This window comes from Caulobacter sp. HJHS_5, from assembly GCF_056683955.1.
The window spans coordinates 232434-253818 of the sequence record NZ_JBWZNC010000001.1 but is presented as its reverse complement, the minus strand read 5'-3'; the positions used below and the strand labels follow the sequence as shown (position 1 = coordinate 253818).

The 21385-nt window shown below is 68.8% G+C and carries 26 protein-coding genes and 1 tRNA gene; 12 read left to right on the top strand and 15 right to left on the bottom strand.

Annotated elements, in window-relative coordinates; all coding sequences use genetic code 11:
• Nucleotides 1-275 precede the first annotated feature (275 nt).
• Nucleotides 276-1538 (top strand): D-alanyl-D-alanine carboxypeptidase, encoded by a 1263-nt coding sequence (locus ACFLIT_RS01355; protein WP_479909380.1) that lies wholly within the window; start codon nt 276-278, stop codon nt 1536-1538.
• Here the strand turns inward: ACFLIT_RS01355 and ACFLIT_RS01350 are convergent.
• The 5 genes from ACFLIT_RS01350 to ACFLIT_RS01330 form a co-directional block, all read right to left on the bottom strand.
• On the bottom strand, nt 1525-2316 hold the full coding sequence (locus ACFLIT_RS01350) for a phytanoyl-CoA dioxygenase family protein (RefSeq protein WP_479909379.1): 792 nt from the start codon (nt 2314-2316) through the stop codon (nt 1525-1527). The two genes, ACFLIT_RS01355 and ACFLIT_RS01350, sit on opposite strands and share 14 nt — an antisense overlap.
• 112 nt (nt 2317-2428) lie before the next feature.
• Nucleotides 2429-2875 carry a DnaJ domain-containing protein gene (locus ACFLIT_RS01345; RefSeq protein ID WP_479909378.1) on the bottom strand — a complete coding sequence of 149 codons (447 nt, stop codon included), beginning with the start codon at nt 2873-2875 and terminating at the stop codon, nt 2429-2431.
• A 26-nt stretch (nt 2876-2901) separates the two neighbouring features.
• On the bottom strand, nt 2902-3732 hold the full coding sequence (gene mipZ, locus ACFLIT_RS01340) for a division plane-positioning ATPase MipZ (protein WP_479909802.1): 831 nt from the start codon (nt 3730-3732) through the stop codon (nt 2902-2904).
• A gap of 93 nt (nt 3733-3825) precedes the next feature.
• Nucleotides 3826-4227 (bottom strand): DUF1489 family protein, encoded by a 402-nt coding sequence (locus tag ACFLIT_RS01335; protein WP_479909377.1) that lies wholly within the window; start codon nt 4225-4227, stop codon nt 3826-3828.
• A 12-nt stretch (nt 4228-4239) separates the two neighbouring features.
• A complete protein-coding gene (locus tag ACFLIT_RS01330; RefSeq protein ID WP_479909376.1) occupies nt 4240-5076 on the bottom strand; it encodes an enoyl-CoA hydratase-related protein in 837 nt (278 codons plus the stop codon).
• A gap of 59 nt (nt 5077-5135) precedes the next feature.
• Between ACFLIT_RS01330 and ACFLIT_RS01325 the strand changes: the two genes are divergently transcribed.
• From ACFLIT_RS01325 to ACFLIT_RS01315, 3 genes are all read left to right on the top strand, one after another.
• On the top strand, nt 5136-5897 hold the full coding sequence (locus ACFLIT_RS01325; protein WP_479909375.1) for a hypothetical protein: 762 nt from the start codon (nt 5136-5138) through the stop codon (nt 5895-5897).
• A gap of 72 nt (nt 5898-5969) precedes the next feature.
• On the top strand, nt 5970-6713 hold the full coding sequence (locus ACFLIT_RS01320; RefSeq protein ID WP_479909374.1) for a hypothetical protein: 744 nt from the start codon (nt 5970-5972) through the stop codon (nt 6711-6713).
• A gap of 18 nt (nt 6714-6731) precedes the next feature.
• A complete protein-coding gene (locus ACFLIT_RS01315; protein WP_479909373.1) occupies nt 6732-8507 on the top strand; it encodes a patatin-like phospholipase family protein in 1776 nt (591 codons plus the stop codon).
• Here the strand turns inward: ACFLIT_RS01315 and ACFLIT_RS01310 are convergent.
• Entirely contained in the window at nt 8504-9283 is a 780-nt protein-coding gene (locus ACFLIT_RS01310) for a methyltransferase domain-containing protein (protein WP_479909372.1), read from the bottom strand. The genes ACFLIT_RS01315 and ACFLIT_RS01310 overlap by 4 nt on opposite strands.
• Before the next feature lie 125 nt (nt 9284-9408).
• On the opposite strand from ACFLIT_RS01310, the gene ACFLIT_RS01305 reads away from it, so the two are divergent.
• Nucleotides 9409-9495, top strand: a complete 87-nt coding sequence (locus ACFLIT_RS01305) for a hypothetical protein (protein WP_479909801.1) — start codon at nt 9409-9411, stop codon at nt 9493-9495.
• A 113-nt stretch (nt 9496-9608) separates the two neighbouring features.
• Here ACFLIT_RS01305 and ACFLIT_RS01300 read toward each other — a convergent pair whose 3' ends face one another.
• The 4 genes from ACFLIT_RS01300 to ACFLIT_RS01285 form a co-directional block, all read right to left on the bottom strand.
• Complete coding sequence (locus ACFLIT_RS01300) at nt 9609-10829, bottom strand: lysozyme (protein ID WP_479909371.1); 1221 nt, start codon at nt 10827-10829, stop codon at nt 9609-9611.
• A gap of 97 nt (nt 10830-10926) precedes the next feature.
• Nucleotides 10927-12393 carry a magnesium transporter gene (gene mgtE, locus ACFLIT_RS01295; protein WP_479909370.1) on the bottom strand — a complete coding sequence of 489 codons (1467 nt, stop codon included), beginning with the start codon at nt 12391-12393 and terminating at the stop codon, nt 10927-10929.
• 65 nt (nt 12394-12458) lie between these two features.
• Nucleotides 12459-12543: transfer RNA gene (locus ACFLIT_RS01290), tRNA-Leu, on the bottom strand.
• A gap of 65 nt (nt 12544-12608) precedes the next feature.
• Nucleotides 12609-12869 carry a FliM/FliN family flagellar motor switch protein gene (locus tag ACFLIT_RS01285; RefSeq protein WP_479909369.1) on the bottom strand — a complete coding sequence of 87 codons (261 nt, stop codon included), beginning with the start codon at nt 12867-12869 and terminating at the stop codon, nt 12609-12611.
• Between the two features lie 53 nt (nt 12870-12922).
• Between ACFLIT_RS01285 and lipB the strand changes: the two genes are divergently transcribed.
• Entirely contained in the window at nt 12923-13621 is a 699-nt protein-coding gene (gene lipB / locus ACFLIT_RS01280; RefSeq protein ID WP_479909368.1) for a lipoyl(octanoyl) transferase LipB, read from the top strand.
• Between the two features lie 11 nt (nt 13622-13632).
• Here the strand turns inward: lipB and ACFLIT_RS01275 are convergent, their stop codons facing one another.
• Nucleotides 13633-14037 (bottom strand): DUF805 domain-containing protein, encoded by a 405-nt coding sequence (locus ACFLIT_RS01275; protein ID WP_479909367.1) that lies wholly within the window; start codon nt 14035-14037, stop codon nt 13633-13635.
• Between the two features lie 124 nt (nt 14038-14161).
• Here ACFLIT_RS01275 and msrB point away from each other — a divergent pair, with 124 nt between their 5' ends.
• Nucleotides 14162-14623: a peptide-methionine (R)-S-oxide reductase MsrB gene (gene msrB, locus ACFLIT_RS01270; protein WP_479909366.1), complete on the top strand. Its 462-nt coding sequence runs from the start codon at nt 14162-14164 to the stop codon at nt 14621-14623.
• A 134-nt stretch (nt 14624-14757) separates the two neighbouring features.
• On the opposite strand, the gene ACFLIT_RS01265 is transcribed toward msrB, so the two are convergent.
• Nucleotides 14758-15705, bottom strand: coding sequence for a nicotinate-nucleotide--dimethylbenzimidazole phosphoribosyltransferase (locus ACFLIT_RS01265; protein WP_479909365.1), 948 nt, complete (start codon nt 15703-15705; stop codon nt 14758-14760).
• A 78-nt stretch (nt 15706-15783) separates the two neighbouring features.
• Here ACFLIT_RS01265 and ACFLIT_RS01260 point away from each other — a divergent pair, with 78 nt between their 5' ends.
• Both ACFLIT_RS01260 and ACFLIT_RS01255 read left to right on the top strand, forming a co-directional pair.
• The gene (locus tag ACFLIT_RS01260) at nt 15784-16002 is read left to right on the top strand and encodes a DUF1289 domain-containing protein (protein WP_479909364.1); all 219 of its coding nucleotides are present in this window, start codon (nt 15784-15786) and stop codon (nt 16000-16002) included.
• Between the two features lie 98 nt (nt 16003-16100).
• Complete coding sequence (locus tag ACFLIT_RS01255) at nt 16101-16613, top strand: TIGR02281 family clan AA aspartic protease (protein WP_479909800.1); 513 nt, start codon at nt 16101-16103, stop codon at nt 16611-16613.
• Nucleotides 16614-16622: 9 nt separating this feature from the next.
• Here ACFLIT_RS01255 and dusA read toward each other — a convergent pair whose 3' ends face one another.
• Nucleotides 16623-17618 (bottom strand): tRNA dihydrouridine(20/20a) synthase DusA, encoded by a 996-nt coding sequence (gene dusA, locus ACFLIT_RS01250; RefSeq protein WP_479909363.1) that lies wholly within the window; start codon nt 17616-17618, stop codon nt 16623-16625.
• Between the two features lie 112 nt (nt 17619-17730).
• On the opposite strand from dusA, the gene ACFLIT_RS01245 reads away from it, so the two are divergent.
• The 3 genes from ACFLIT_RS01245 to ACFLIT_RS01235 all read left to right on the top strand — a co-directional run bounded on the left by ACFLIT_RS01245 (nt 17731) and on the right by ACFLIT_RS01235 (nt 19844).
• Nucleotides 17731-18792, top strand: a complete 1062-nt coding sequence (locus ACFLIT_RS01245; RefSeq protein ID WP_479909362.1) for a tyrosine-type recombinase/integrase — start codon at nt 17731-17733, stop codon at nt 18790-18792.
• 123 nt (nt 18793-18915) lie between these two features.
• Nucleotides 18916-19581 (top strand): AAA family ATPase, encoded by a 666-nt coding sequence (locus ACFLIT_RS01240; protein ID WP_479909361.1) that lies wholly within the window; start codon nt 18916-18918, stop codon nt 19579-19581.
• Complete coding sequence (locus ACFLIT_RS01235) at nt 19578-19844, top strand: ribbon-helix-helix domain-containing protein (protein WP_479909360.1); 267 nt, start codon at nt 19578-19580, stop codon at nt 19842-19844. The genes ACFLIT_RS01240 and ACFLIT_RS01235 overlap by 4 nt, the downstream gene beginning before the upstream one ends.
• Nucleotides 19845-20239: 395 nt before the next feature.
• On the opposite strand, the gene ACFLIT_RS01230 is transcribed toward ACFLIT_RS01235, so the two are convergent.
• Nucleotides 20240-20833, bottom strand: coding sequence for a mobile mystery protein B (locus tag ACFLIT_RS01230; protein ID WP_479909359.1), 594 nt, complete (start codon nt 20831-20833; stop codon nt 20240-20242).
• Complete coding sequence (locus ACFLIT_RS01225) at nt 20830-21291, bottom strand: mobile mystery protein A (RefSeq protein ID WP_479909358.1); 462 nt, start codon at nt 21289-21291, stop codon at nt 20830-20832. Before ACFLIT_RS01225 ends, ACFLIT_RS01230 begins: the two co-directional genes overlap by 4 nt.
• Nucleotides 21292-21385: the final 94 nt, after the last annotated feature.

Here is a 21385-nt window from a genome sequence, read left to right as displayed (position 1 = left end):
CGCCGTCAGGGTGAAATCTCGCGGTGATTGTTTTCTCATGTTGCAGTGCAGCAGTCAATAATTTTTTGTGCAGCGCACAAAATGTCGCGGAACGCGCCAAAAACCGTTGCACCAGACGGTCGGCCGTTAACCCTTCAAATGCTTAAGCTACGGGCGTCATGCGACAATTTGGCTAAGGCGCGTTTACCTTCGCTAAAGGGAGACGGGTTGATGCTATGGTTATCGGACCACGCTCAGTTCGGTGTGGAATCACTTTTGTTCGACGGACCCGTTCGATGATCGAGCCTGCCCGCCGCCTGTTTCTGGCGTTTGCCGCAGCCGCCACGGTGGCCGCACCCATGGTCGCCGCGCCCGCGATCGCCACGGCGCAGATACCCTATCTCAAGGTGCCGGCGGCGGAGCCGAAGTACGCCGCCATCGTGGTGGACGCCAATTCGGGCGAGGTGCTGTACTCCAAACGCGGCGACAGCCCCCGGTATCCCGCCTCGATCACGAAAGTGATGACTCTCTACCTCGTCTTCGAAGCGCTGGCTGAAGGTCGCCTGAAGACGACCGACATGGTCACCGTCTCGCCGCGGGCCGCGGCTCAGGCCCCGACCAAGCTCGGCCTTCGCGCCGGCGACCAGATCAGCGTCGACGACGCCATCCGCTCGCTCTGCACCCTGTCGGCCAACGACATGGCCGTCGCCCTGGCCGAGAAGCTCGGCGGCAGCGAGCAGCGCTTCGCCGCCCTGATGACCCTGCGCGCCCGGGAGCTGGGCATGGTCAACAGTCACTTCGTCAACGCCAACGGCCTGCCGGACAGCCGCCAGATCTCGACGGCGCGCGACATCGCCTTGCTCTCGCGCGCCGTCATGCGCGACTATCCGCAGTATTATTCCTATTTCAGCGTCCAGCAGTTCACCTTCCGCGGCCGCAGCCTGCGCAACCACAACGGCCTGCTCGGCAAGATGCCGGGCGTCGACGGCTTGAAGACGGGCTACACCAACGCCTCGGGCTACAACCTCGCCGCCTCGGCCGTGCGTGGCGGCCGCCGTCTGATCGCGGTGGTGCTTGGCGGCTCCTCGGTGGCCGCGCGCGACAACAATGTCGAAGACCTGCTGGTCACCGGCTTCGACGTGCTGGCCCGTCGCGACCGGGGCGAGAAGATCACCCTGGCGCAGAACCTCTTCGAGCCGGAACCGCAGGGCCTGATCATGCGCCCGTCGATCGGCCAGGGCGACGGCGAGCAGGACGGCCTGCAGATCGCGCTCGTGAATAATCCCGCCGCCAAGCCGGCGACCAAGCCCGCCGCCAAGCCCAAGGGCACCTACAAGGTTCAGGTCGGCGCCTTCAAGAGCCAGTCGCTGGCTCGCGAGCAGATCAAGATCGCCAACAGGAAGTTCAGTAAGGTGTTCGCCGGCGCGGAGAGCACGGTCGAACGCGCCGGCGGCGCCTATCGCGCCCAGTTCATCAACATGACGGCGGGTGAAGCCCAAAGCGCCTGCTCGACCCTGAAGTCGGCCAAGGCCGTCTGCATGGTGATCAAGCCGAGCTAGGCCCGGCCTCGACGGCCTCCCGGATCGCCCGCTCGACGGGCGACTCATCCGCCCGTACACGATCCAGCCTCAAGGGCTCGGCCGGCAGCAACGGCGGCTGGGCGAGGAAACGCGGCCGGCCGCTCCACAGCGGCTGGGCCGAATGCACCAGGAACGGGTGGCAGAGGTAGACCGTCCCCGCGGGGCCGGTCGCGGCGATCTCGGGTCGACGGCCCGAGCCGCCGAAGTCGTCCGCCAGCATCTCCCGGAGAGTCAGGCCCGCGTCGCCGGCCGGGGCCAGGCGTCGCGCGATGTCGCCGTGCGACCCGATGCGAACGCGGGTCGGCGCATCGTCCTCGCCGATGTCGGACAGCAGAAACAGCATCAGCAAGGCGCGACCGCGCGAGACGACGTTGGCGCGCCAATCCAGGAAGTCCGGCGCATCCTGCCCGAAGCTGACATCGATGTGCCATCCGGTGTCGCCGGGGTCCGTCGCGGACGGAAAGCGGATCGGGAATGTGCCCAGGCCGGCCGGCGGGAGCCACCGTCCCGCGCCGACCAGGGCATCATAGGCGGCATGCAGGCGCGGCGTGTTCGCCGCCTCACGAAACGGCGGCTCGGCGTGGAAGCCCAGCCGGACGACCGGCCGGGTCCACCCCGCCGCGTCATCAGGGTCGAGGCCCATCTCGCGCCAGAGGACGGAGCGGCACGCCTCGGCGAGCCGGGGATCGAAGGCGTTGTCGATGCGCAGGTAACCGTCGCGGACGAAGCCGTCGACGTCGAAATCGTGGGAAGTCATGAGGTTGTCTCACTGATCGCTGGATACGGCGCACGGCGCCGGATGATCCGCCGCTGGCGCGGCGTCGCGATCAGGATCGAATGCGGCTCATCATCATGACGACGTCAGCCTATCAGCGACCGAGCAGTCGGTCACGCGCCGCGTTGAGCTGCGCGGCCAGGCCCGTCGTGCCGCCCTGATCTGGATGGGCGCGACGCATCAGGCGCTTATAGGCGTCTTCAATCTCGGCCTTCGTCGCCGTCTCACCGACACCCAGGATGGCGCGGGCGTCGGCCAGGCCCATCGGTTCGGCCTTTGGCGCCGACCCCGCTCGCCGCGCCTCGACCTGCGGCGTGCGGACCAGGGTGGCGGCCCACAGGCCGACGACGAACAGCACGATCCCCTTCCCCCACCCGCCGCGCATCGACAGGAAGGCGGCCGCGGTGAAACAGGCGACGGAAAGGCCGCCGGCCAGGAAGCGCCACTGCAACTGGCGCACGGCCTTGCGGGCCGGCAGGCCGCTGCGCCCCACCCAGATCAGCAGCGCCAACGCGGCGAAGCCCAGGGCAAGGTAAGTCATTCAGGATTCGCCCAGCGAAGGCCGCCCTACTCGGCGGCGAGAAGCTCGTCGCCGGTATAGGCCGAAAGCCCGATCGAATGCATCAGCGCCCGCAGCTCCTGACGCGCGGCCACGTGCTGCAGCCCCATCGGTACCGGACGCACCTTGGCCGAAAGGTCGGCGACGGTCAGGCCGAACGGGAACAGCTCGCGATAGATCACCCGATCGCGCAGGCCCGGCCCGAGGTGGAAGCCGGCCCGCTTCGACAGCGCCGTCAGACGCTCGTCCACCCGCTTGCCGTTGCGCGCCTCGGCCACGCCCAGGCGGTTGCGCAGCACCACCCACTCCAGCGAGCGGCCCTGCGATTGGGCCTTGGCCTTGCGCGCCTCCCACACCGTCAGGGCGTAGAGGCTGGGACGCTTCAGCTCCAGGCTCACCGGATCGACCACGCCCAGCATGTCGAAATCGACGAAGCTGTCGTTCATCGGGGTGACCACCAGGTCGGCGCGGCCGTGGGCCAGGCGCATCAGCGGCGTGTGGCCGCCGGGCGTGTCGATCAGGATGAAGTCGACATCCGTGGCCTGGGCCAGGGCGGCCTCGAAGCTCGCCACCTGCTCCTCGGTCGAAAGCTCGGCCAGGGCGACATCGTTCGTCGAAAGGCGGATCAGCTGCGGATGCGGCAGGTCGGCCTGGTTGGCGGTCGCCCAGGTGCGGCGGTTCTCGAAGAAGTGGGCGGTCGAGGCCTGGCGCAGGTCGAGGTCCATCACCGCGACCTTGGCCCCGGCGTGGAGCAGTCCGGTGACGACGTGCACGGCGATGGTCGACTTGCCGGCGCCGCCCTTCTCATTACCGATCACGATCACGCTGGTCATGGCGATCTCCCTTAGGGGCCGAATCTCTTTCTCGGAGGGTCCTCCCGAGCGTTAACGTTCGTCAACGCGACCCATCGAATCATCCACAGCTAGAGTGTTTCACCAAGCCCCCAGCTGCCGCAATTGCAGCGCCAGTTCGTGCGGCATGTCGGCGTCCTCGCCGCCCGTCAGGTCGGCGGGCGCCTCGTCGGGCTTCAGATAGCGCCACCCCTGGAAAGGCCGTCTCGGTGCGGGCGCCGTGTAGACGATCTCGGGATCGAGGGTGATCTGGCAGCGCGCCGCCTGCCCCTCGCCCACCGTGTCGACCGCGAGAATGCGCTGGCGGCAGAGGATCTGGCCCTTGAACACCCGATAGATCGAGCCGCCGTCGATCAGCTCCTCCGCGCGCTTGGGCGTCTGCCGCGTGCGCAGAATCCACGGATCGGGCTGCCCCTTGCGCCATTCGAGAAGGTCGTCGACCGTATCGCAGCCGACCACCAGCTTGATCATATGCAACGCCACTGGGTGCGGTCCCTAGGCCCAGGACGGCTTGCGGCGCTCCAGGAAGGCGCGGAGCCCCTCCTGCCCTTCCTCCGAGACCCGCGCCTCGGCGATCCGCCTGGCGGTCTCCATCATCAGGCCATGGTCGATCTCCTGGCCGTACACCGCGTCCACCAGCGCCTTGCTGGCCCCGATGGCGCCGGGGGCGCACGGCCCCATCGATCCCGCCCACGCGGCCTTGGCGGCTTCGAGGCCGGCGGCGTCGGCGACCACCTCATGCACCAGCCCCCAGGCCTTGGCCTCTTCCGCGCCGAAGCCGGCGCCGGTGGCGAACAGGCGCTTGGCGATCCGCGGCCCGACGGCGGCGACCACATAGGGGCTGATGGTGGCGGCGACGACGCCGAGCTTCACCTCGGTGAAGCCGAACCGGGCGTCGGCGGCGGCGACGGCGACATCGCACGCGGCCACCAGACCCGCGCCGCCGCCGTAGGCCCCGCCCTGCACCAGGGCGACGGTCAGGGCGGGCAGGTCGTGCAGCGCCTTGAGGGCCTTGGCCATCTCATAGGCGTCCTCGACATTGTCGGCCTCGGTGCGCTCGAAGGCGCCGTGCATCCAGTCGACGTCGGCGCCGGCGCTGAAGGTCGGTCCCGCGCCCTGCACGAAGACGATCCGCACGCCATCGGCCTGGTGCAGGGTCTCCAGCGCCTGGTTGAGCGCCGCGATCACCTCGTCGTTGAAGGCGTTGCGTTTGCTCGGGCGATTGAGGGTCAGGGTGACGACACCCTCGGGCGTGGCCTCCACGGTCACGAGATCGGTCGTGGCCTCGGTGTCGGGGACTTCGACAAGGGGATCGGCGATGGGATTGGTCATGGCCTATATTTGCGCCGCCTTTCCGCGCGAACAAGGCGGGCCGCACAAGGAACACCCTCATGATCCTTCGCTCCGCCCTGCCCTTCGCCCTCCTCGCGCCGCTCGCCCTGGCCGGATGCGACCGCGAGGCGGCCGAACCGTCGCCGGCCGCCAAGTCCGCGCCCGAGGTCGCCGCCGTGTCGCCGGGCCCGCCGCCGCCCTGGTTCATCTGCGACGCCGTCGACGCTCCGACCGTTCTGGTCGTCAGCCGGCCGGACGCCAGGCGCGAAGTGACGATACTGCGCATCGACAAGAACGACATGCATCCGCCCGTCGCCGCGCTCTACGCCCTAGGAACGGAAGACCCCGGCGCCGGCTCGGTCACCCAGACGCTCATCAGCCGCGACGGCGCGGAAGTCGGGTTCGTGCGCTCCGCGAACCCCGGGATGCTCGACAAGCCCGAGCAGGCCACGACGCCGCCGGTGCTCAGCGTGAAACTCGACGAGGCCGTGATCTCCTGCCGTTGGCTGAGGCGGACCCGATTGTTCGGCGTCGTCGCCGGTCGCACCGTGCTGGTGGCCGACGCCGACGACGGTCCGCTGCTCCGCACCTTCGATTTCAACGACCCGCGCGCGGCGACGCGGCTCGAGCGCGACGGCGTTCAACGCAGCAACCCGCCGACCTTGCGCATCGCCGGCGGCAAGACGGACGGCGACCGCTTCACCTTCACCAACGCCGGCTACGGCTATGTGATCGACGGCAAGAGCTTCTCCGTCACTCAGGACGGTCAGCCGACTTCCGACGAGCCGTTCATCGCCGTGCAACGCGCGACGCCCCATTGACCGGATCGCCAAACCGGCGGCGCGGGGTTACGGTCCCGCTAGATCCTTAGACTTTCCAGGGAGGGAACGGTCATGGACAGCCAACGCATTCTCGTGGGCGCGCTGTCGCTCGCATCCCTGGTCGCCGTCGCCGGCTGCGGCCAAGGGGAAAAGGGCGCCGCCGAGAAGGCCGCGCCGGTCGACCTCGCCGCCGCCCTCGACCCCAAGACCGGGACCGGCCCCTGGTTCATCTGCGACGCCACCAACGCCCCCGCCGTCATCGTCGTCGGGCGGCCCGGCGCCGCGGGCGACCTGACCCTGGTGGTCCGCGACAAGGCCTCGGAAAAGTCGGCCGTCAGTCACCTCACCCTGGGCGCCGCGACGGACGAAGGCGGCGCCAAGACCTGGGCGCTGAGCCGCGAAGGCGCCGAGGTCGGTTCCGTCCGCTCCATGCCCGCCACCGCCCTCAGCGACGGCGCGGCGGTCACCATGCCGCCGGTCAGCGAGATGACCATCGACGACAAGACCTTCGCCTGCCGCTGGCTGCCCCACACGCGCCTGATCGGCGTCACCACCCGCCGGACGGCCTTCGTCACCGACGAGACCGGCGCGCCGACCTATCGGGTCTATGAGTTCAAGGACATGGCGACCGCCAGCAAGCCCTCGCTGGAGATCGGCGGCGGCACGCAGGTGGCCGATGTCTTCCGCTTCGCCAGTGGCGACATGAACTACGCCGTCGGCGACGGCGGCATCACCACCATGCAGGGCGGCCGCGTGATTTCCGGCGAACCTTTCGCCGCCGCCAAGAGTTCATCGGTGGCGCAACCGGCGCAGTAGACAGTCCCGGCCGCGTTGATGAATCCCCATCCGCCCGAAGCAGAATCGGCCCTGGCCCGATTGTTCGCCGAGGAGCGTCGCAACGGCCGGGCGGCCTGGTTCTCCGTCCCGGGCGGCTCGACCCTGTTCGCGGCCGGCGAGCCCTCCGACCAGCTCTATTTCCTCAGCGCCGGCCGCCTCGGCGCCTTCCGCCGGGAGGAAGGCCAGGAGTCGCAGTTCGTCGGCCTGATCCGCCCGGGCGAACCGACCGGCGAAATGGCCCTGATCGCCGGCTCCCCGCATTCGGCCAGCGTCGTCGCCCTGCGCGACAGCGAGGTGCTGTCCCTGCCCGGCCCCCTGTTCTTCGAGGCGGCCGATCGCGACCCGCATGTGATGACCGAGCTGGCGCGGCTGATGATCCTGCGCGCGCGCCAGGCGGCGACCCACGCCGCCGTCGGAGAGCCCTCGGTGTTCGGCTTCATCGGCGAGACGGCGACGGTCGCGGTGCGCGACCTCGTGGAAGCCGTCGGCCAGCGCATGGAGGCGCTTGGATATTCGACGGTGGTCTGCGGCGCGGAAGCCCTCAGCGCGCCCACCGAATGGTTTTCCAATGTCGAGCGCGACCACGATTTCGTGCTCTACGCCGCCGAGGCGGGCGAGACGGCCTGGCGCGCCCTGATCGATCGGCAGGTGGACCGGCTGTTCCGCGTCGGACGTGGCGGCGATCCGGCCCCCGTCACGCCGCAGAAGGCCTCCGCGCCCCTCCAGAACCAGAAGCTGATCGACCTCGTGCTGCTGCACCCGCCCGGAAGCGGCCGGCCGAACGGCTCCGAAGCCTGGCTCGCCGCCACCTCGGCGGCCCGACTGTTTCACCTGCGGCAGGGCGACGAGGCGGATCTCAGGCGCATGGCCCGTGTGCTTACTGGGCAGTCCGTGGGCCTGGTGCTCTCCGGCGGCGGCGCGCGCGCCTATGCCCACATCGGCGCCATTCGGGCGCTGCACGAGCACAATGTGCCGATCGACTTCGTCGGCGGCTGCTCGATGGGCGCCATCATCGCCGGCGGCCTGGCGGCCGGCTGGGACGACGCCGAGATGACCGCCCGCATCCGGCGCGCCTTCGTCGATTCCAGCCCGCTGGACGACATCGCCTTCCCGTTCATCGCCATGATCCGCGGCGACAAGGTGCGCGACCGCCTGTACGAGCACTTCGGCGATCTGCAGATCGCCGACCTCTGGCTGCCGTTCTTCTGCGTCTCGTCGAACCTGACCACCGGCTCCTACCAGATCCATCGCAGCGGCCGGCTGCGGCGGGCCCTGCGGGCCTCGATCTCCCTGCCCGGCGTGCTGCCGCCGGTCACCCAGGGTCCTAACGTGCTGGTCGACGGGGCGGTGATGAAGAACTTCCCGGCCGACATCATGCGCGCCCTGCAGCTGGGGCCGGTCGTCGGCGTCGACGTCTCGCGCGGCCGCAGCATCGCGGCGGAGGATGTGAAGCGTCCGGCCTCGATCTGGCGGTGGCTGCTGTCCGGCGAGTGGCGTTCCGGTCCGCCGATCGTCTCGGTGCTGATGCGCTCCGCCACGGTGACGGTCGGCCGCGACCTCGCCGCCAGCCGCGAGGCCACCGACGTGCTGATCACCCCGATTCTGGAAGGCGTCGACCTGCGCGACTGGCGCGCCTTCGACCCCGCCGTCGAGGCCGGCTATGTCGCGGCCCAGAAGGCGCTCAGCGGTCTCGACAAGCCGGTGACGTCCCTGCGTCGTCGTCTGAGCCAATGGGAGCAACGGCAGACGCCGCCGGTCGCCCTGCCCCTCTAGCGCCGCCGCGCGATGAAGAACCGCCGCTGAAACGGCAGCAGCGTCGTCCCATCCGGGCGCCGCAGAAACTCCTCCGCCAGCCGTCGACGCAGCTCGCCCAGGAACCCGGCCTTAAGGTCCGGCTCGAAGGCCACCGCCTCGACATAGGGCAGAAGGCTCGTGCCGCTCAGCCAGTCGAGCACGGCGTCATCGCCCTCCAGCACATGGATATAGGTGGTGGTCCACAGGTCGACGCTGTCGCACAGCGGCGCCAACCAGTCGTAGTAGCGCTCCATCTTCGGGGCCGGCGCGGTCGGCCGGGCGTTCGCCATCTTCTCCGCCCAGGGCCCGTCCGCCGCCGTCTCGCGGATCACGCGATGGTGCGTGGTTTCGAACTGGACCGGGATCTGGCAGGCGAACACCCCGCCGGGCGCCAGGGTCTCGACCAGGCGCGGAAACAGCCGCCCGTGGTCGGGCAGCCATTGCAGGGCGGCGTTGGTGAAGATCAGGTCGGGCGGCGTCTCGGGCGCGAAGCCGGCGATATCGCCCTCGATCCAGGCGACCTGGGCGTCGCGCTTGCGGGCCTGGGCCAGCATCTCGGGGCTGGAGTCCAGGCCGTAAACATTGGCGTCGAGGTGGCGCATGGAGAGCACCGCCGTATGCTCGCCCGTGCCGCAACCCAGGTCCCAGATTTCGGCGGGATCGAGATCGCGCGGGATCTGCGTCAGCAGGTCGAGCGCCGGCCGGTCCCGATAGGCCTTGTAGCGTTCATAGACGGCGGGATCCCAACGGGGCATCGGCGGGTCTCCTCCTGGTCGTCCGCTCGTCCGGCGACATTTTCATCACGGCCGCCGGGGTGCGACCGAAGGCCCCTTTGCGAGGCGGCCTAACCGTCCCATATTCGAATCGTTCTGTTCAACAGCTGAAAGGAGGTGGTCCAGTGTCTCATTGTCTCCAACCGCGGTCGCACGTCGTGACCTGGAGCCTTGTGAACGAGGTCTCCGCCTGAGGCGTCGAACGCCAAAGGTTTGAGTCACGGCCGCGATAGCGGTCACGACGATGGAAGGGCCGCTCGGGGTAACCCGGGCGGCCCTTTGTCATTCCTGGCGATGAGGCCGCAGCCTAGTCGGCGACGTCTTCCGCTTCGCCCAGCTTGCGCAGCAGGCCGTAGGCGGCGACGCCGAAGCACAGCACGCCGATCACGCCCAGCACCCAGCCGATGGCCCGCGCGGTCGAGCCGTCGGTCGCATTGTCCGGCGCCTGGGCCAGACCCCAGAACACGCCGCCAGCGAAGATCACCAGGCCAGCGACCCCGAGGCCGATCAGGCGCTTGCCCCGCAGGATTCCCTTCTCCGAGAAGGCGGAGTCGCTGAACATGGTGGCGCCGAAGTCCGCGACCTTGCCGCTCGTCGGCGGCTGCGCCGGTTCCACGACCGGCTCCGGCGGCGGAGCGACGACCGCATCGAAGGCCTGCAGGGTCGGAGACGACCAACGCTCGGCCTGCGTCTCAGCTGGGGCCTCGCTCGGCGGTTCCGCCTTGTCTTCCGCAGCGACCTCGACGGGCTCGGGCGCGATCTGCTCGACGACCGCGGGCGTTTCCGCGTCGGCGGCGGGGGATGAACTATCGTCGGACGGCGCCTCTTCCGCCTTGGCCGGCTCCGGCAGCAGGGTTTCAAGACGCGCGGTCACCGCGGCGGCGGCCTCCTCGGCGGCGGTCGGCGGCGGCGCCGGCGGAGCGACCGGCTCGGCGGCGGCCTCGCGTTCGACGACCAGCGTCTGGCCGTTCAGATCGGCGCGCAGCCCCACGGGCTCCTCGCGCGGGGCGTAGGGCTCGACCTCGTAGTCGATCTTGGGCGGCAGCAGCGGCGACGGCGCCGGCGTCCAGCCGGCCTGCGGCTTGAGAAACAGCGTCTTCTCGGCGGACCGGCGGCGGACCAGGGCGTCGATGACGATGCGTTCGCCCTCGAAATCGGCGCGGCGCCACATCTCCATGGCGTAGGCGGCCCGCAGCAGCTCGCCCTCGTTGACCCGGCGCAGCACGGCCGACCCGCGGAAGGCCTCGACGCCGATGCTGAAGGCGAAACAGCAGAGGGCGTCGAACTGGTTCTGGCTCAGCGGCGTGAACACCAGCTCGTTGACCGTGTGGCTGACGCCGATCAGGTCGTAGAGCAGCAGGGCTTCGGCGTCGTCGGTCGAGACTTCCACGCCCTCGCGGGCGGTCAGGGTGTGGCCGTAACCGATCGTCCACCGGCCGTCCGGCAGGTGAGCGGACCGCTGGCGATACCCTTCAAAGGTCTTGATGTGCTCGATGGCGGCGCGGGAGATCTGATGACGGGGCTTCATCACCGACTTGACCTGAATTGAAACAAACGCGGGACGTCTGGTTCGTGTCAGGCAAGAGCCGGGCCGTCGGGATCGCCCGAAAAGAGAATCGGAATCGCTAGAGCAGGATCATCCCGGCAAGGCCGAGGAACGACAGGAAGCCCACGAAGTCGGTCACGAAGGTGACGAACACCGAGGACGACACGGCCGGGTCGCGCCCCAACTTGTCCAGGGTCAGCGGCGCCAGCAGGCCGACCAGCGAGGCGACCAGCAGGTTGATCATCAGCGCCAGGGCGATGGTCAGGGCCAGCTTCCAGTCCCGCTGCCACGCGAAGACGGCGGCCGCCATCACCACGGCCAGCGCCGTGCCGTTGGTCATGCCGACCAGGATCTCGCGCCCGACGATGCGGGTGGCGTTGGCCGCGCTCAGCTCGCGGGCCGCCAGGGCGCGCACCGCCACCGCCAGGGTCTGGGTCGCGGCGTTGCCGCCCAGCGAGGCGACCACCGGCATCAGCACGGCCAGGGTGACCAGGCGGCTGATCTCGCTCTGAAAGAGGTTGATGACGCTGGCGGCGGCGGCGGCGGTGAAGGTGTTGACCAGCAGCCACGGCAGGCGCGAGCGGACGATATCCAGCACCCCGGCGTCACGGCCGGTGTCGGACACGCCGGCCAGGGCCAGGATGTCTTCCTCGGTCTCCTCGCGGATGACGCCGACGATGTCGTCCACGGTGATCTGGCCGACCAGACGGCCGCCGGCGTCGATCACCGGCGCCGAGATCAGGTGGTACTTGTCGAAGATGTAGGCGACCTCTTCCTGGTCCATGTCCGCGGTGACTTCGGTCACGGCCTCCATGATCTCGGTCAGGGCGCTGGCGCGCGGCGCGCGCAGCAGATGGCTGACCGGCACGGCGCCCACCGGCTTGTACGACGGGTCGACCACATAGATGTCGAAGAACAGCTCCGGCAGGTCGGCGCCTTCGCTGCGCAGGTGATCGATGGCCTGGCCGACGGTCCAGAACTGCGGCGCGGCCACCACCTCGCGCTGCATCAGGCGGCCGGCGGTTTCTTCCTCGTAGGCCAGGGTGCTTTCGATGGCCGCCCGTTCGATCTCAGGCATGGCCGCCAGCACTTCGGCGCGCTTGTCGTCCTCCAGGTCGTCGACGACGTCGGCGGCGTCATCGGAATCGAGGCTTTCCAGCGCCTTGGCCAGGGCGGCCGAGGGCGTCGCCTCCAGCACCTCTTCCCGGAGGTCGTCCTCCAGTTCCGAGATCACCTCGGCCAGCACCTCGCTGTCGAGGTGCTTGATGACGTCCTCGCGGTACTCGGCCGTGAGGAAGCCCATCAGGTCGGCCACGTCCGCCGCATGCAGGGCGCCCAGCAGCTCGCGCAGCCGCGCCTCGTCGTTGCGGTCGGCCGCGTCGACGACCATTTCGACGTATTCGGGATTGAGCGCGTAGTCGTCGCCTAGGGCGAGGTCCTCAAGGTCCTCGACCGGCGCTTCGATGTCCGAGCTTTTGGGAAGGGTAAGGACAGCGTCGAAAGCGTCATCATCATGCTCGGTGAGGCGCGGTGTTTCCCGGGTCATGGGAGGCCTCCTCAACTAGCCGATCAACACGAGTCGAATCGCTGTCCTTACTTTCCTTGTTTCACTGGTGCGGTCGAGAAGACTCGAACTTCCACGGGTTGCCCCACAGCGACCTCAACGCTGCGCGTCTACCAATTCCGCCACGACCGCTCGTGGTGAGGCGCGGGGGTTAGCAAACTCAATCCGCTTTGGGAAGCGTCGGTTTGACGCTGGCCTCAGCTTTGCGTCGCGCCGCCGGCCATGAAGTCGTAGACATTGGCCGGGCCGGTCACCGCGATGGCGATGCGGTCGTCGCTGATCTGGATCTGCCCGCGCGCCACCGGGTGGTTGTTGGCGAGAATCCACACCTCGTCGCTGGCCTTGGCGTCGAGCGGAATCACCGCGCCGCGGCCCATGCGCAGCAGCTGCTGCATGGGCAGCTGCGAGCGGCCCAGCACCACGCTGATCTCGACGTTGACGGCCTTGACCTGACTCACGCGAACCCCACTTGGGACGCGATCCGTCCCGAACTGGGCTAGTGTGCCGCCTTATGCTTGACCGCTCGTTAAACAGCCCGCCCGACCTGCCTGACGTCGGATGGGCCGTCTCGCCCGGATTGATCGAATACCCGGTCGCCGTGGCGGCGATGGAGGCGCGGGCCAAGGCCATCGCCGACGGCGAGGCCGGCGAGCTGATCTGGCTGCTGGAGCACCCTGCCCTCTACACCTCGGGCGTCTCGGCCAAGCCGCAGGACCTGCTCGATCCTCACCGCCTGCCGGTGTTCGAAAGCGGCCGCGGCGGCCAGTTCACCTATCATGGGCCGGGCCAGCGCGTGGCCTATGTGATGCTCGACCTGACCCGGCGCGGGCGCGACGTGCGCGCCTTCGTCGCGGCGCTGGAAGCCTGGATCGTCGGCGCCCTCGGCCGCTTCGCCGTCGAGGGGCAGATTCGCGAGGGTCGCGTCGGCGTCTGGGTCGAGCGTCGCGGCGTCGGCTGGAGCCGCGAGGACAAGATCGCCGCCATCGGCGTTAAGCTGCGCCGCTGGGTGTCGTTTCACGGCGTCAGCCTGAACGTGGAGCCAGATCTCGCGGATTTCGCCGGCATCGTGCCCTGCGGCCAGACCGAGCATGGCGTCACCAGCCTGGTCGACCTCGGCCTGCCGGTGACCATGGACGAGGCGGACGCCGCCCTGCGCGCCAGCTTCGAAGCGATCTTCGGCCCGACGGCCGATGCGCCGCCGCCGGCTTAGGCCAATCGTCTTTAGGCTCTGGCGGGCGGAGCCTGCGGGTTAGGGCCGAAGCGGTTGGCGCCGGGCTCGCCGGGCATGACGCCGAGCTCGACCACCGCCCAGATCAGCACCAGGCCGAACAGGAAGTCGAAGAACCCGCTGGGGGCCGGCCAGACGATGACCACCGCCAGCAGGATCACCGCCGACCACCAGCCCGAGCGCCCCCGGTCGTGCAGCCGCTTGGACAGCACGCAGGCGCCGACAAACAGCAGGGCGGGATAGACGAACCAGCCGGTCAGCAGGTGCAGGGTCGGCGGCGTCGCCTCATAGAGCGCGGTCAGGCCGATCAGCACGGCGGCGACGATGAGGAAGGCGCCGCGCGCCAGCCGTCCCGCCGACGACAGCAGCAGCTCCGCCAAGTCCACCTGTCCGCTCATGCCGACTCCAGCCAATCTCGCGCTCAGCTTAGGCGGTCGCGGGCCGGACCGAAAGACGCGAGCATCCAGGCCTTGCGCACGGCGTCGCAGACCCGACATTTCAGCAGACGATCGGGAGGCCTCAATGACCCACACCTTCGACCTGACCCCGCCCACGGCCGACGAGCGCGCCCGCCTCGAGGCCGGCCTCGACGCCGAGGAAAAGCGCGTGCTGCTGCATCACGGCACCGAAGCCCCGTTCTGCGGCGGCCTGCTCGGCGAGAAATCGCCCGGCGTCTACTGCTGCCGCCTCTGCGGCCTGCCGCTGTTCCGCCACCAGACCAAGTTCGAGAGCGGCACCGGCTGGCCGAGCTTCTATGCGCCCTACGACGAGACCCATGTGAAGGGCGTGAAGGACGTCAGCTACGGCATGGTGCGGATCGAAACGCGCTGCGCCCGCTGCGACAGTCACCAGGGCCACGTCTTCCCCGACGGCCCGCCGCCGACGCGGCAGCGCTACTGCATCAACTCAGTGTCGCTGCAGTTCGTGAAGGCCGGAGAGCCCCTGCCCGACCCGCTCGGACGCGGGGACGGCGTCGCGGACTAGCTTGAGCACGAAATCCTCGCCCTTCGAGGCTTCGCACCTCAGGGTGAGGATTTCGACTGAAGCGCCAAAGTAGTCCTCATCCTGAGGCGCCGCGAAGCGGCCTCGAAGGACGAGGACGGTCCCTCAGCGCTCGACTAACCCGCCGCCTCGCAGGCGGCCTTGATCACCGCCAGGGCCGCCAGGGCGCCGACGCCGTCGTCTTCCTCGATCCCGAGGTCGAGCACCGGTTGCAAACCGAGGGTGGCGATCAGCTTGGCCGCGCCCGGCTCGGCGGGAACATGCGCCACCCGGCAATGCTCCACCGCGCGCGGATCGAGCGCGGTCAACACCGCCGCCGCCGCCAGGGCGGCATAGCCGTCGAGCAGCACCGGCACGCCCTGGGTGCGCGCCGCCACGATGGCCCCGGCGATGGCGGCGATCTCGCGCCCGCCGAGTTCCCGCAGGATGTCCAGCGGCTCCGGCCCCTGATCGCGATGATGGTGGTGATGGCCGCAGTTCGGGCCGTGCACGTGCTCGGCCGCTTCCTTGCGCAGGCGCGCGACCGCCTGCTCCGCCGTCGCCGGATCGCGGCTCCAGTCCGCCGCCGGCCCACCGAACAGGCCCGCCGCCACGGCGCCGGCCGCGAGGTTCGCCCCGTCGCCCAGCACGCCGAGCAACAGCAGGTCGGGCTGCTTGGCCAGGGCCTCCATGCCGAAGGCCATGGTGGCGGCGCATTCCCGCTCGCTCATCGCCGCCCGCAGACGGATGTCGTGACCCGGCCGGTCGACGGCGAGGTCGAAGGCCTCCAGCCCGGCGCCGCTGGCCGCGGCCATGCGGCTGGCCGCCGTCGCGCCCGCCGCCACCGCCTCCAGCCGCGCGCGCGGATTGGTCGAGGGCGCCCGGCCGTCGCCGAACACGTCGGCCGGGCCGGCGTAGAGGGCGACCACCGGCCGGCGCACCTGCGGCGCCCGCCCGCTCCAGCCGCCGATCCAGCCAGCAAGATCGCCCAGCCGTCCGAGGCCCGGCGGAATGAACACACCGCCCGGCGGGGGCGGCAGGTCGGACAGCAGGCGGCGGATGTCGTCGAAGGGGCGGTCGGTCATGGCGCGGGCTTAAGGCCAACAGCGACGGCGCGCAAAGCCCGATGTCACATCGCCGCGCGAGGCGCTATGGCAAGGGCGATGGATCAGCCCTCGCCCGCCCCGCCGCCGCGGATCGTCACGCCCTGCACCAAGGTGTGCTTCATCGACGACGCCAGCGGCCTCTGCCTCGGCTGTTTCCGCACCATCGAGGAGGTGGCGCGGTGGAGCGGCTACACAGACGCGCGGCGCGCCGAGATCATGGCCGACCTGCCCAGCCGCAAAGGTCAGATCGATCCCGTAAAGCTCGGGCTTGCCTGACCGAATCGCGATTCACCTGTCGCAAACCCCTCCTCAGTACAGTGTGCATCCTTGGGGGGCCGCAGAAGCGCGGTCGGACGCCCGCGCAGGATGCTATGATTGTCCGGTTCTTGAGCCTCGCGGCGGTGGCCGCACTCTCCGCGACGGGGGCCGCCAAGGCGGTCGTTTCGCTGGACGCCATGCAGCGCCGCCAGGCCGAAATTCCGACCGTTGTCTCGACGGCGCCCGCCCCCACGACCACCGCGGCCGTCGCCGCCGTGGCGCGGGCCGGAGACGGCCACTACTGGGCCCAGGCCGACGTCAACGGCAAGGCCGTCCGCTTCCTCGTCGACACCGGCGCGACCAGCGTGGTCCTGACCGCCGATGACGCCGCCCGCCTGGGCCTGAAGCCCAAGGATCTCGTCTACGACCGCCCGGTCGTCACCGCCGACGGCCGCACCGAAGCCGCCGCCGTGGTGCTCGACCACCTCTCGATCGCCGGCGCCCGGGTCGACAGGGTCGAGGCCCTGGTCATCGCCGAGGGGCTGGAGACCTCCCTGCTGGGCATGAGCTACCTCGGCCGCCTGTCGCGCTTCGAGGCGACGCCGAGCGCCCTCATCCTGCGTCCTTAGGGCTGCCTTCTAAACTGCGGCCCGAAGCGGTCGGTCCGTCACCGTCGCCAGCGCCCGGTCGATCACCTCGACGCCGGCCCCCGGCTTCACGCCCTCGACCGTCAGGATGCGCCGCCACGCCCTCGCGCCCGGCAAGCCCGCGAACAGGCCGAGCATCGGCTTGACCAGGGGCGCGAGACGCAGGCCCTCCGCCAGTTTGCGCTCGATATAGGGCCGGTGCCGCGCCACGGCGGTGAAGCCGTCCACATCCTCCGTCGCCTCTCCAAAGATGCGGCGGTCGACCTGACCCAGCAGGCCGGGATCGTGGTAGGCCGCGCGGCCCAGCATCACGCCGTCCACATGCTCCAGATGCGCCTCGACCTCGTCGAGGTTGGCGACGCCGCCGTTGAGCACGATGGTCAGCTCGGGCCGCTCGCGCTTCAGCCGCCAGACCAGCGGGTAATCGAGCGGCGGGATATCGCGGTTTTCCTTGGGCGAGAGGCCCTGCAGCCAGGCTTTGCGGGCATGGACCACGAAGCTGTCGATGCCGACCGCCGCGCAGCGGTCGACCAGCTCGAACAGCGCCCGCTCGGGCTCCTGGTCGTCGACGCCGATCCGGCATTTGACGGTGGCGGGCGCGCGCACCGCCTCGCGGATCGCCGCCATGCCCTCCGCCACCAGCGCCGGCTCGCGCATCAGGCAGGCGCCGAACCGCCCGTCCTGCACGCGGTCCGAAGGGCAGCCGACATTGAGATTGATCTCCTGGTAGCCGTAATCCTCGCCGATGCGCGCCGAGGCCGCCAGGGCGGCCGGGTCCGAACCGCCGAGTTGCAGGGCGACCGGCTGCTCAAGGTCGTCGAAGCCCAACAGCCGCTCGCGGTCGCCGTGCAGCACCGCGCCCGTGGTCACCATCTCGGTATAGAGCAGCGCACGCCCCGTCAGCGCGCGGTGAAACGCCCGGCAATGCCGGTCCGTCCAGTCCATCAGGGGGGCCACACAGAATCTATGTGATTGAAATCGCGTCACTTTTCCTGTAGTCTCAACGAGTTAGATCGCGACGAGCGCACACGGTTTTACGCTATCGCACGACGTTTTTCGCGGCCTTTCGACGGGTCAGTGCACACGGAGCGCACACGAGATGGCGACCTTCACAAAGCTCAGTTCGGGCTCCTGGCGCGTCCAGGTCCGGCGGAAGGGCCGCTATATAAGCGAAACCTTCCTCAGACGCGACGACGCGCGCAGATGGGCCACCGACGCCGAACGGCAGGTGGATCGCGGCGAGACACCGACCGGCTCGAAGATCGCGCGTCTCAATACCTTCGCCGACCTCATCGACCTCCACATCCTGGACATGAAGGAGGTCGGCAAGGCGCCAGGCCGGTCAAAGGACGCGACGCTTCAGATGCTCAAGAAGCAGCTTGGCTCCGTCAACATGGCCGATCTTGACCGCGAGCGGATCGTGAAGTTTGGGCGCAAGCGCGCAAGCGACGGCGCGGGTCCCACAACGGTGGGGATCGATATCGGAGTCATCAAGTTGGTGGTGCAACACGCCGCCGCTGTCCATGGCCTTCCGGTGAAGGTCGAGCCTATCGACCTCGCTCGTATCGCCCTGAAGCGGCTTGGCTTGGTCGGCCATAGCAATGAACGTGACCGACGCCCGACCGACGAGGAGCTCGAGAAGCTGATCGAACATTTCGACAGCAACCCGCGCCAGATTATCCCGATGGGCAGGCTCATCAAGTTCGCCGTCGCCACCGCTATGCGCCAGGAGGAGATCTGCCGCGTCACCTGGAGCGACCTCAACACGAGGACGAAGATGCTGACCATCCGCGACAGGAAAGACCCGCGACAGAAGAAGGGGAACGATCAGCGTATCCCGCTCCTGGCGGTGTCAGGTTATGACGCCGTGGCCCTCATCGAGGAACAGCGCGCCATCCGCGGCAACGAGGACGACCGCATCTTCCCCTACAATCACAAGTCCACGAGCACCGTGTTCACCCGCGCGGTGAAGGATCTTGGGATCGACGACCTGCATTTCCACGACCTGCGGCACGAGGGCACCAGCCGGCTCTTCGAAGCAGGGTTCGAAATCCATCAGGTGGCGCTGGTGACTGGCCACAAGGACTGGAAGATGCTCCGTCGCTACACGCACCTGAAGCCCGAGGCTCTCCACGCCATCGCCAAGGCGCGCGCGGCCTGATCGCTCGGCCAAACCCAACCCCGCCGTTTTCTATCCCAAACCACGCGATTGCCCGATCGGCGGACCTGCGCCCTGGCGACCACAGGTGAGCCTGTTCACATGACCGCCTGTGCGGAGGTTCACATGAAGACAATCGCCATTATCAGCCAAAAGGGCGGCGCTGGGAAAACCACCCTCGCCGTCCATCTGGCCTCGGCCGCCGTGGCCGATTTCGTCACCCTCATCGTCGACACCGACCCGCAGGCCACCGCCAGCCGTTGGGGCGAATGGCGCAAGGGCGCCGACCCGGAGATCATCGACTGCGGCGCGCCCACATTGCTGGCCGGCAAACTTGGTAAGGCCGCCGAGCTGGGCGGAGAGTTGGCGGTCATCGATACGCCGCCGCACGCCGACGCCATGGCGCGTCAGGCCGCGCGCCTCGCCGACCTGATCCTGGTGCCGTGCCGTCCCAAGGCGTTCGATTTGGCCGCGATCGAAGCGACCGCCGAGTTGGTGAAGGCCAGCCAGAAGCCTGCCTTTGTCGTCTTGATGGCTGGACCGCCGCGCGCGCCGCTCATCTACAGGGAGGCTACCGAGGTGATTGAAGGCTCCTTCGGCCTGCAATTGGCGCCCGTCATGTTGCCAGAACGCGCCGCCTTCCATCACAGCACGGCGCAAGGTCGTACAGCCAACGAGTTCGACCATGACGGAAAGGCGGCCGCCGAGATCGCGGCGCTGTGGCGCTGGACGCGGGGACAGATGAACATGTCCACGCGTGAACCTGTTCGCATGCCGGCGGCCGTCGGATGAGCCGGTTCGCCGCCATCAGGTCGGAGAAGTCAAAGCCGGCTCCGCCTGCGTCGGCCGTTACTGATCCCGAGTTAGCAACTTCTGTCGCGAAAACGCCGGCCAGGGTCGGGAAAAAGGCGGTGAGCGGCTATTTCAGTCCGGACGTGAGCCGCGGACTGCACCTGCTGGCGCTTGAGCAGGGGTCCAGCCTACAGGCACTCATGGGCGAGGCCTTCGACGACCTCATGCGAAAATACGGGAAACACCCCTTCGGGGAGCGCTGACGGGAGACCTAGCTGAACGAGCGCGCTTCCTGAGGACGGGCGGGAAGGACACGCCCCTGCCCCGGATCCGAGGTCGAAGACTTAGCACCGCGATCGGCCCAGCTCTGGAGATCGTCTATGGCGTAGACGACGCGACCGCCGATCTTCCGGTAGGTCGGCCCCGTCCCATAGGTGCGATGCTTCTCCAACGTCCGACCAGACAGGCCAAGGAAACGCCCGGCTTCCGAGGTCCGGAGCAGGCGGGGCGGCATGGGAGCGCCTTCAAACATCGCAAATCCTCCGCGCCGTCGGGGCGTCCGCAACCACGCGGAGCGAGAACGGCATGCGACTCAGCTATCCAGGCGAAGGCTCGGCGGGAAAGGCGTAAGTCTACCCGTCCGCGGGGGCCGGCGGCGCTAGCTGCGGGCGAACGCCAGGAGCGGCGCGATGTCATGGGCGTCCGCGGCCTGCAGCGCCCGGACGTAGTCGCTCCGGGTCTTGGCGGCCTCAATCAGGTTAGCCCTGCCCCAGCTGAAGCGCTTGCCGCCGAGTTGCACGATCAGCAGGTCGGCGGCCAAGCGGGCATGACGCCCGTTGCCGTTCGGGAACGGGTGGATGGCGACAAGGCGGTGGTGGAACCGCACTGCGATCTCGTCCGGCGGGAAGGTCTCGTGTTCGATCCAGTAGCGGACATCGCCCACCAAGGTGTGGAGGTCGACGGCGATCGCATGCGGCGCGACGCCGATGTTGAGTTCCGTGCTTCGCTGGACGCCGGCCCACCGCCAGACCCTGCGCAGCATCCGGCGATGCAGCGCCATCAAGGAGTCAATGTCGACCACATCGCCGCGCTTGCGGGAGAACGCCCATCTGTCCGCATCGGCGATGTTCTCCTGCTCGGCCTCGTTCAACTCCGCCCGCGTAGTGATGTAGGTCGGGATCAAGCCCTGACGCCCCTCCGGCGTCAGAGGGGTGTTGGCTTCGTCGTCCGCCTCGAAGAGCGGGTCGCTCATGCCGGGTCGTCCCACAGGCGGCTGAGGTTCCCACGAAGCAGCTGATCGATCAGGATCTCACGCTGCCGTCGCTGGTCGCTCGCCGTGAGCGCCTGGTTTTCCAAGCGCATGGTGTGGTTCACGCTTGCGATCTGCTCGTCGGCTTTGGCCTCGGCGCGCTCACGGAGCATGTCGACGAGCGGACGGTTGGGGACCATGGCGTAGACCAACTGGCAGTCCATCGCCTCGGCGGCACGGCGCAGGCTGGCGAGGGTGACGGTTTCGTCCACCTCGCCCTGCTCCAGCGCGACTACGCGGGGCTGACTGACGCCCAGCCGCTTAGCCAATTGCTTCGTCGTCAGGCCAAGCGCGTCGCGGATCGCTCGCAGCCAACCGCGAGGCGGCCGGGCGACGGACCAGTTTCGGACCAGCGTAAGTCTCATATCGAGGGCACGGGCGGCCCTGTCCGTCGCGGGCATGATAGTCTCCGCATTATCGAAGTCAGCTCTCGCTATAACCCATAGATGATTAAAATTCCAGCCTCCGATAATCTAAAGATTATATTTTTTCCGC

Coding starts and splice junctions, on each gene's coding strand:
- ACFLIT_RS01355 (WP_479909380.1), top strand. CDS start 276: ATGATCGAGCCTGCCCGCCGCCTGTTTCTGGCGTTTGCCGCAGCCGCC.
- ACFLIT_RS01350 (WP_479909379.1), bottom strand. CDS start 2,316: ATGACTTCCCACGATTTCGACGTCGACGGCTTCGTCCGCGACGGTTAC.
- ACFLIT_RS01345 (WP_479909378.1), bottom strand. CDS start 2,875: ATGACTTACCTTGCCCTGGGCTTCGCCGCGTTGGCGCTGCTGATCTGG.
- ACFLIT_RS01330 (WP_479909376.1), bottom strand. CDS start 5,076: ATGACCAATCCCATCGCCGATCCCCTTGTCGAAGTCCCCGACACCGAG.
- ACFLIT_RS01325 (WP_479909375.1), top strand. CDS start 5,136: ATGATCCTTCGCTCCGCCCTGCCCTTCGCCCTCCTCGCGCCGCTCGCC.
- ACFLIT_RS01320 (WP_479909374.1), top strand. CDS start 5,970: ATGGACAGCCAACGCATTCTCGTGGGCGCGCTGTCGCTCGCATCCCTG.
- ACFLIT_RS01315 (WP_479909373.1), top strand. CDS start 6,732: ATGAATCCCCATCCGCCCGAAGCAGAATCGGCCCTGGCCCGATTGTTC.
- ACFLIT_RS01310 (WP_479909372.1), bottom strand. CDS start 9,283: ATGCCCCGTTGGGATCCCGCCGTCTATGAACGCTACAAGGCCTATCGG.
- ACFLIT_RS01300 (WP_479909371.1), bottom strand. CDS start 10,829: ATGAAGCCCCGTCATCAGATCTCCCGCGCCGCCATCGAGCACATCAAG.
- mgtE (WP_479909370.1), bottom strand. CDS start 12,393: ATGACCCGGGAAACACCGCGCCTCACCGAGCATGATGATGACGCTTTC.
- lipB (WP_479909368.1), top strand. CDS start 12,923: ATGCTTGACCGCTCGTTAAACAGCCCGCCCGACCTGCCTGACGTCGGA.
- ACFLIT_RS01275 (WP_479909367.1), bottom strand. CDS start 14,037: ATGAGCGGACAGGTGGACTTGGCGGAGCTGCTGCTGTCGTCGGCGGGA.
- msrB (WP_479909366.1), top strand. CDS start 14,162: ATGACCCACACCTTCGACCTGACCCCGCCCACGGCCGACGAGCGCGCC.
- ACFLIT_RS01265 (WP_479909365.1), bottom strand. CDS start 15,705: ATGACCGACCGCCCCTTCGACGACATCCGCCGCCTGCTGTCCGACCTG.
- ACFLIT_RS01260 (WP_479909364.1), top strand. CDS start 15,784: ATGGATCAGCCCTCGCCCGCCCCGCCGCCGCGGATCGTCACGCCCTGC.
- ACFLIT_RS01245 (WP_479909362.1), top strand. CDS start 17,731: ATGGCGACCTTCACAAAGCTCAGTTCGGGCTCCTGGCGCGTCCAGGTC.
- ACFLIT_RS01240 (WP_479909361.1), top strand. CDS start 18,916: ATGAAGACAATCGCCATTATCAGCCAAAAGGGCGGCGCTGGGAAAACC.
- ACFLIT_RS01235 (WP_479909360.1), top strand. CDS start 19,578: ATGAGCCGGTTCGCCGCCATCAGGTCGGAGAAGTCAAAGCCGGCTCCG.
- ACFLIT_RS01230 (WP_479909359.1), bottom strand. CDS start 20,833: ATGAGCGACCCGCTCTTCGAGGCGGACGACGAAGCCAACACCCCTCTG.
- ACFLIT_RS01225 (WP_479909358.1), bottom strand. CDS start 21,291: ATGCCCGCGACGGACAGGGCCGCCCGTGCCCTCGATATGAGACTTACG.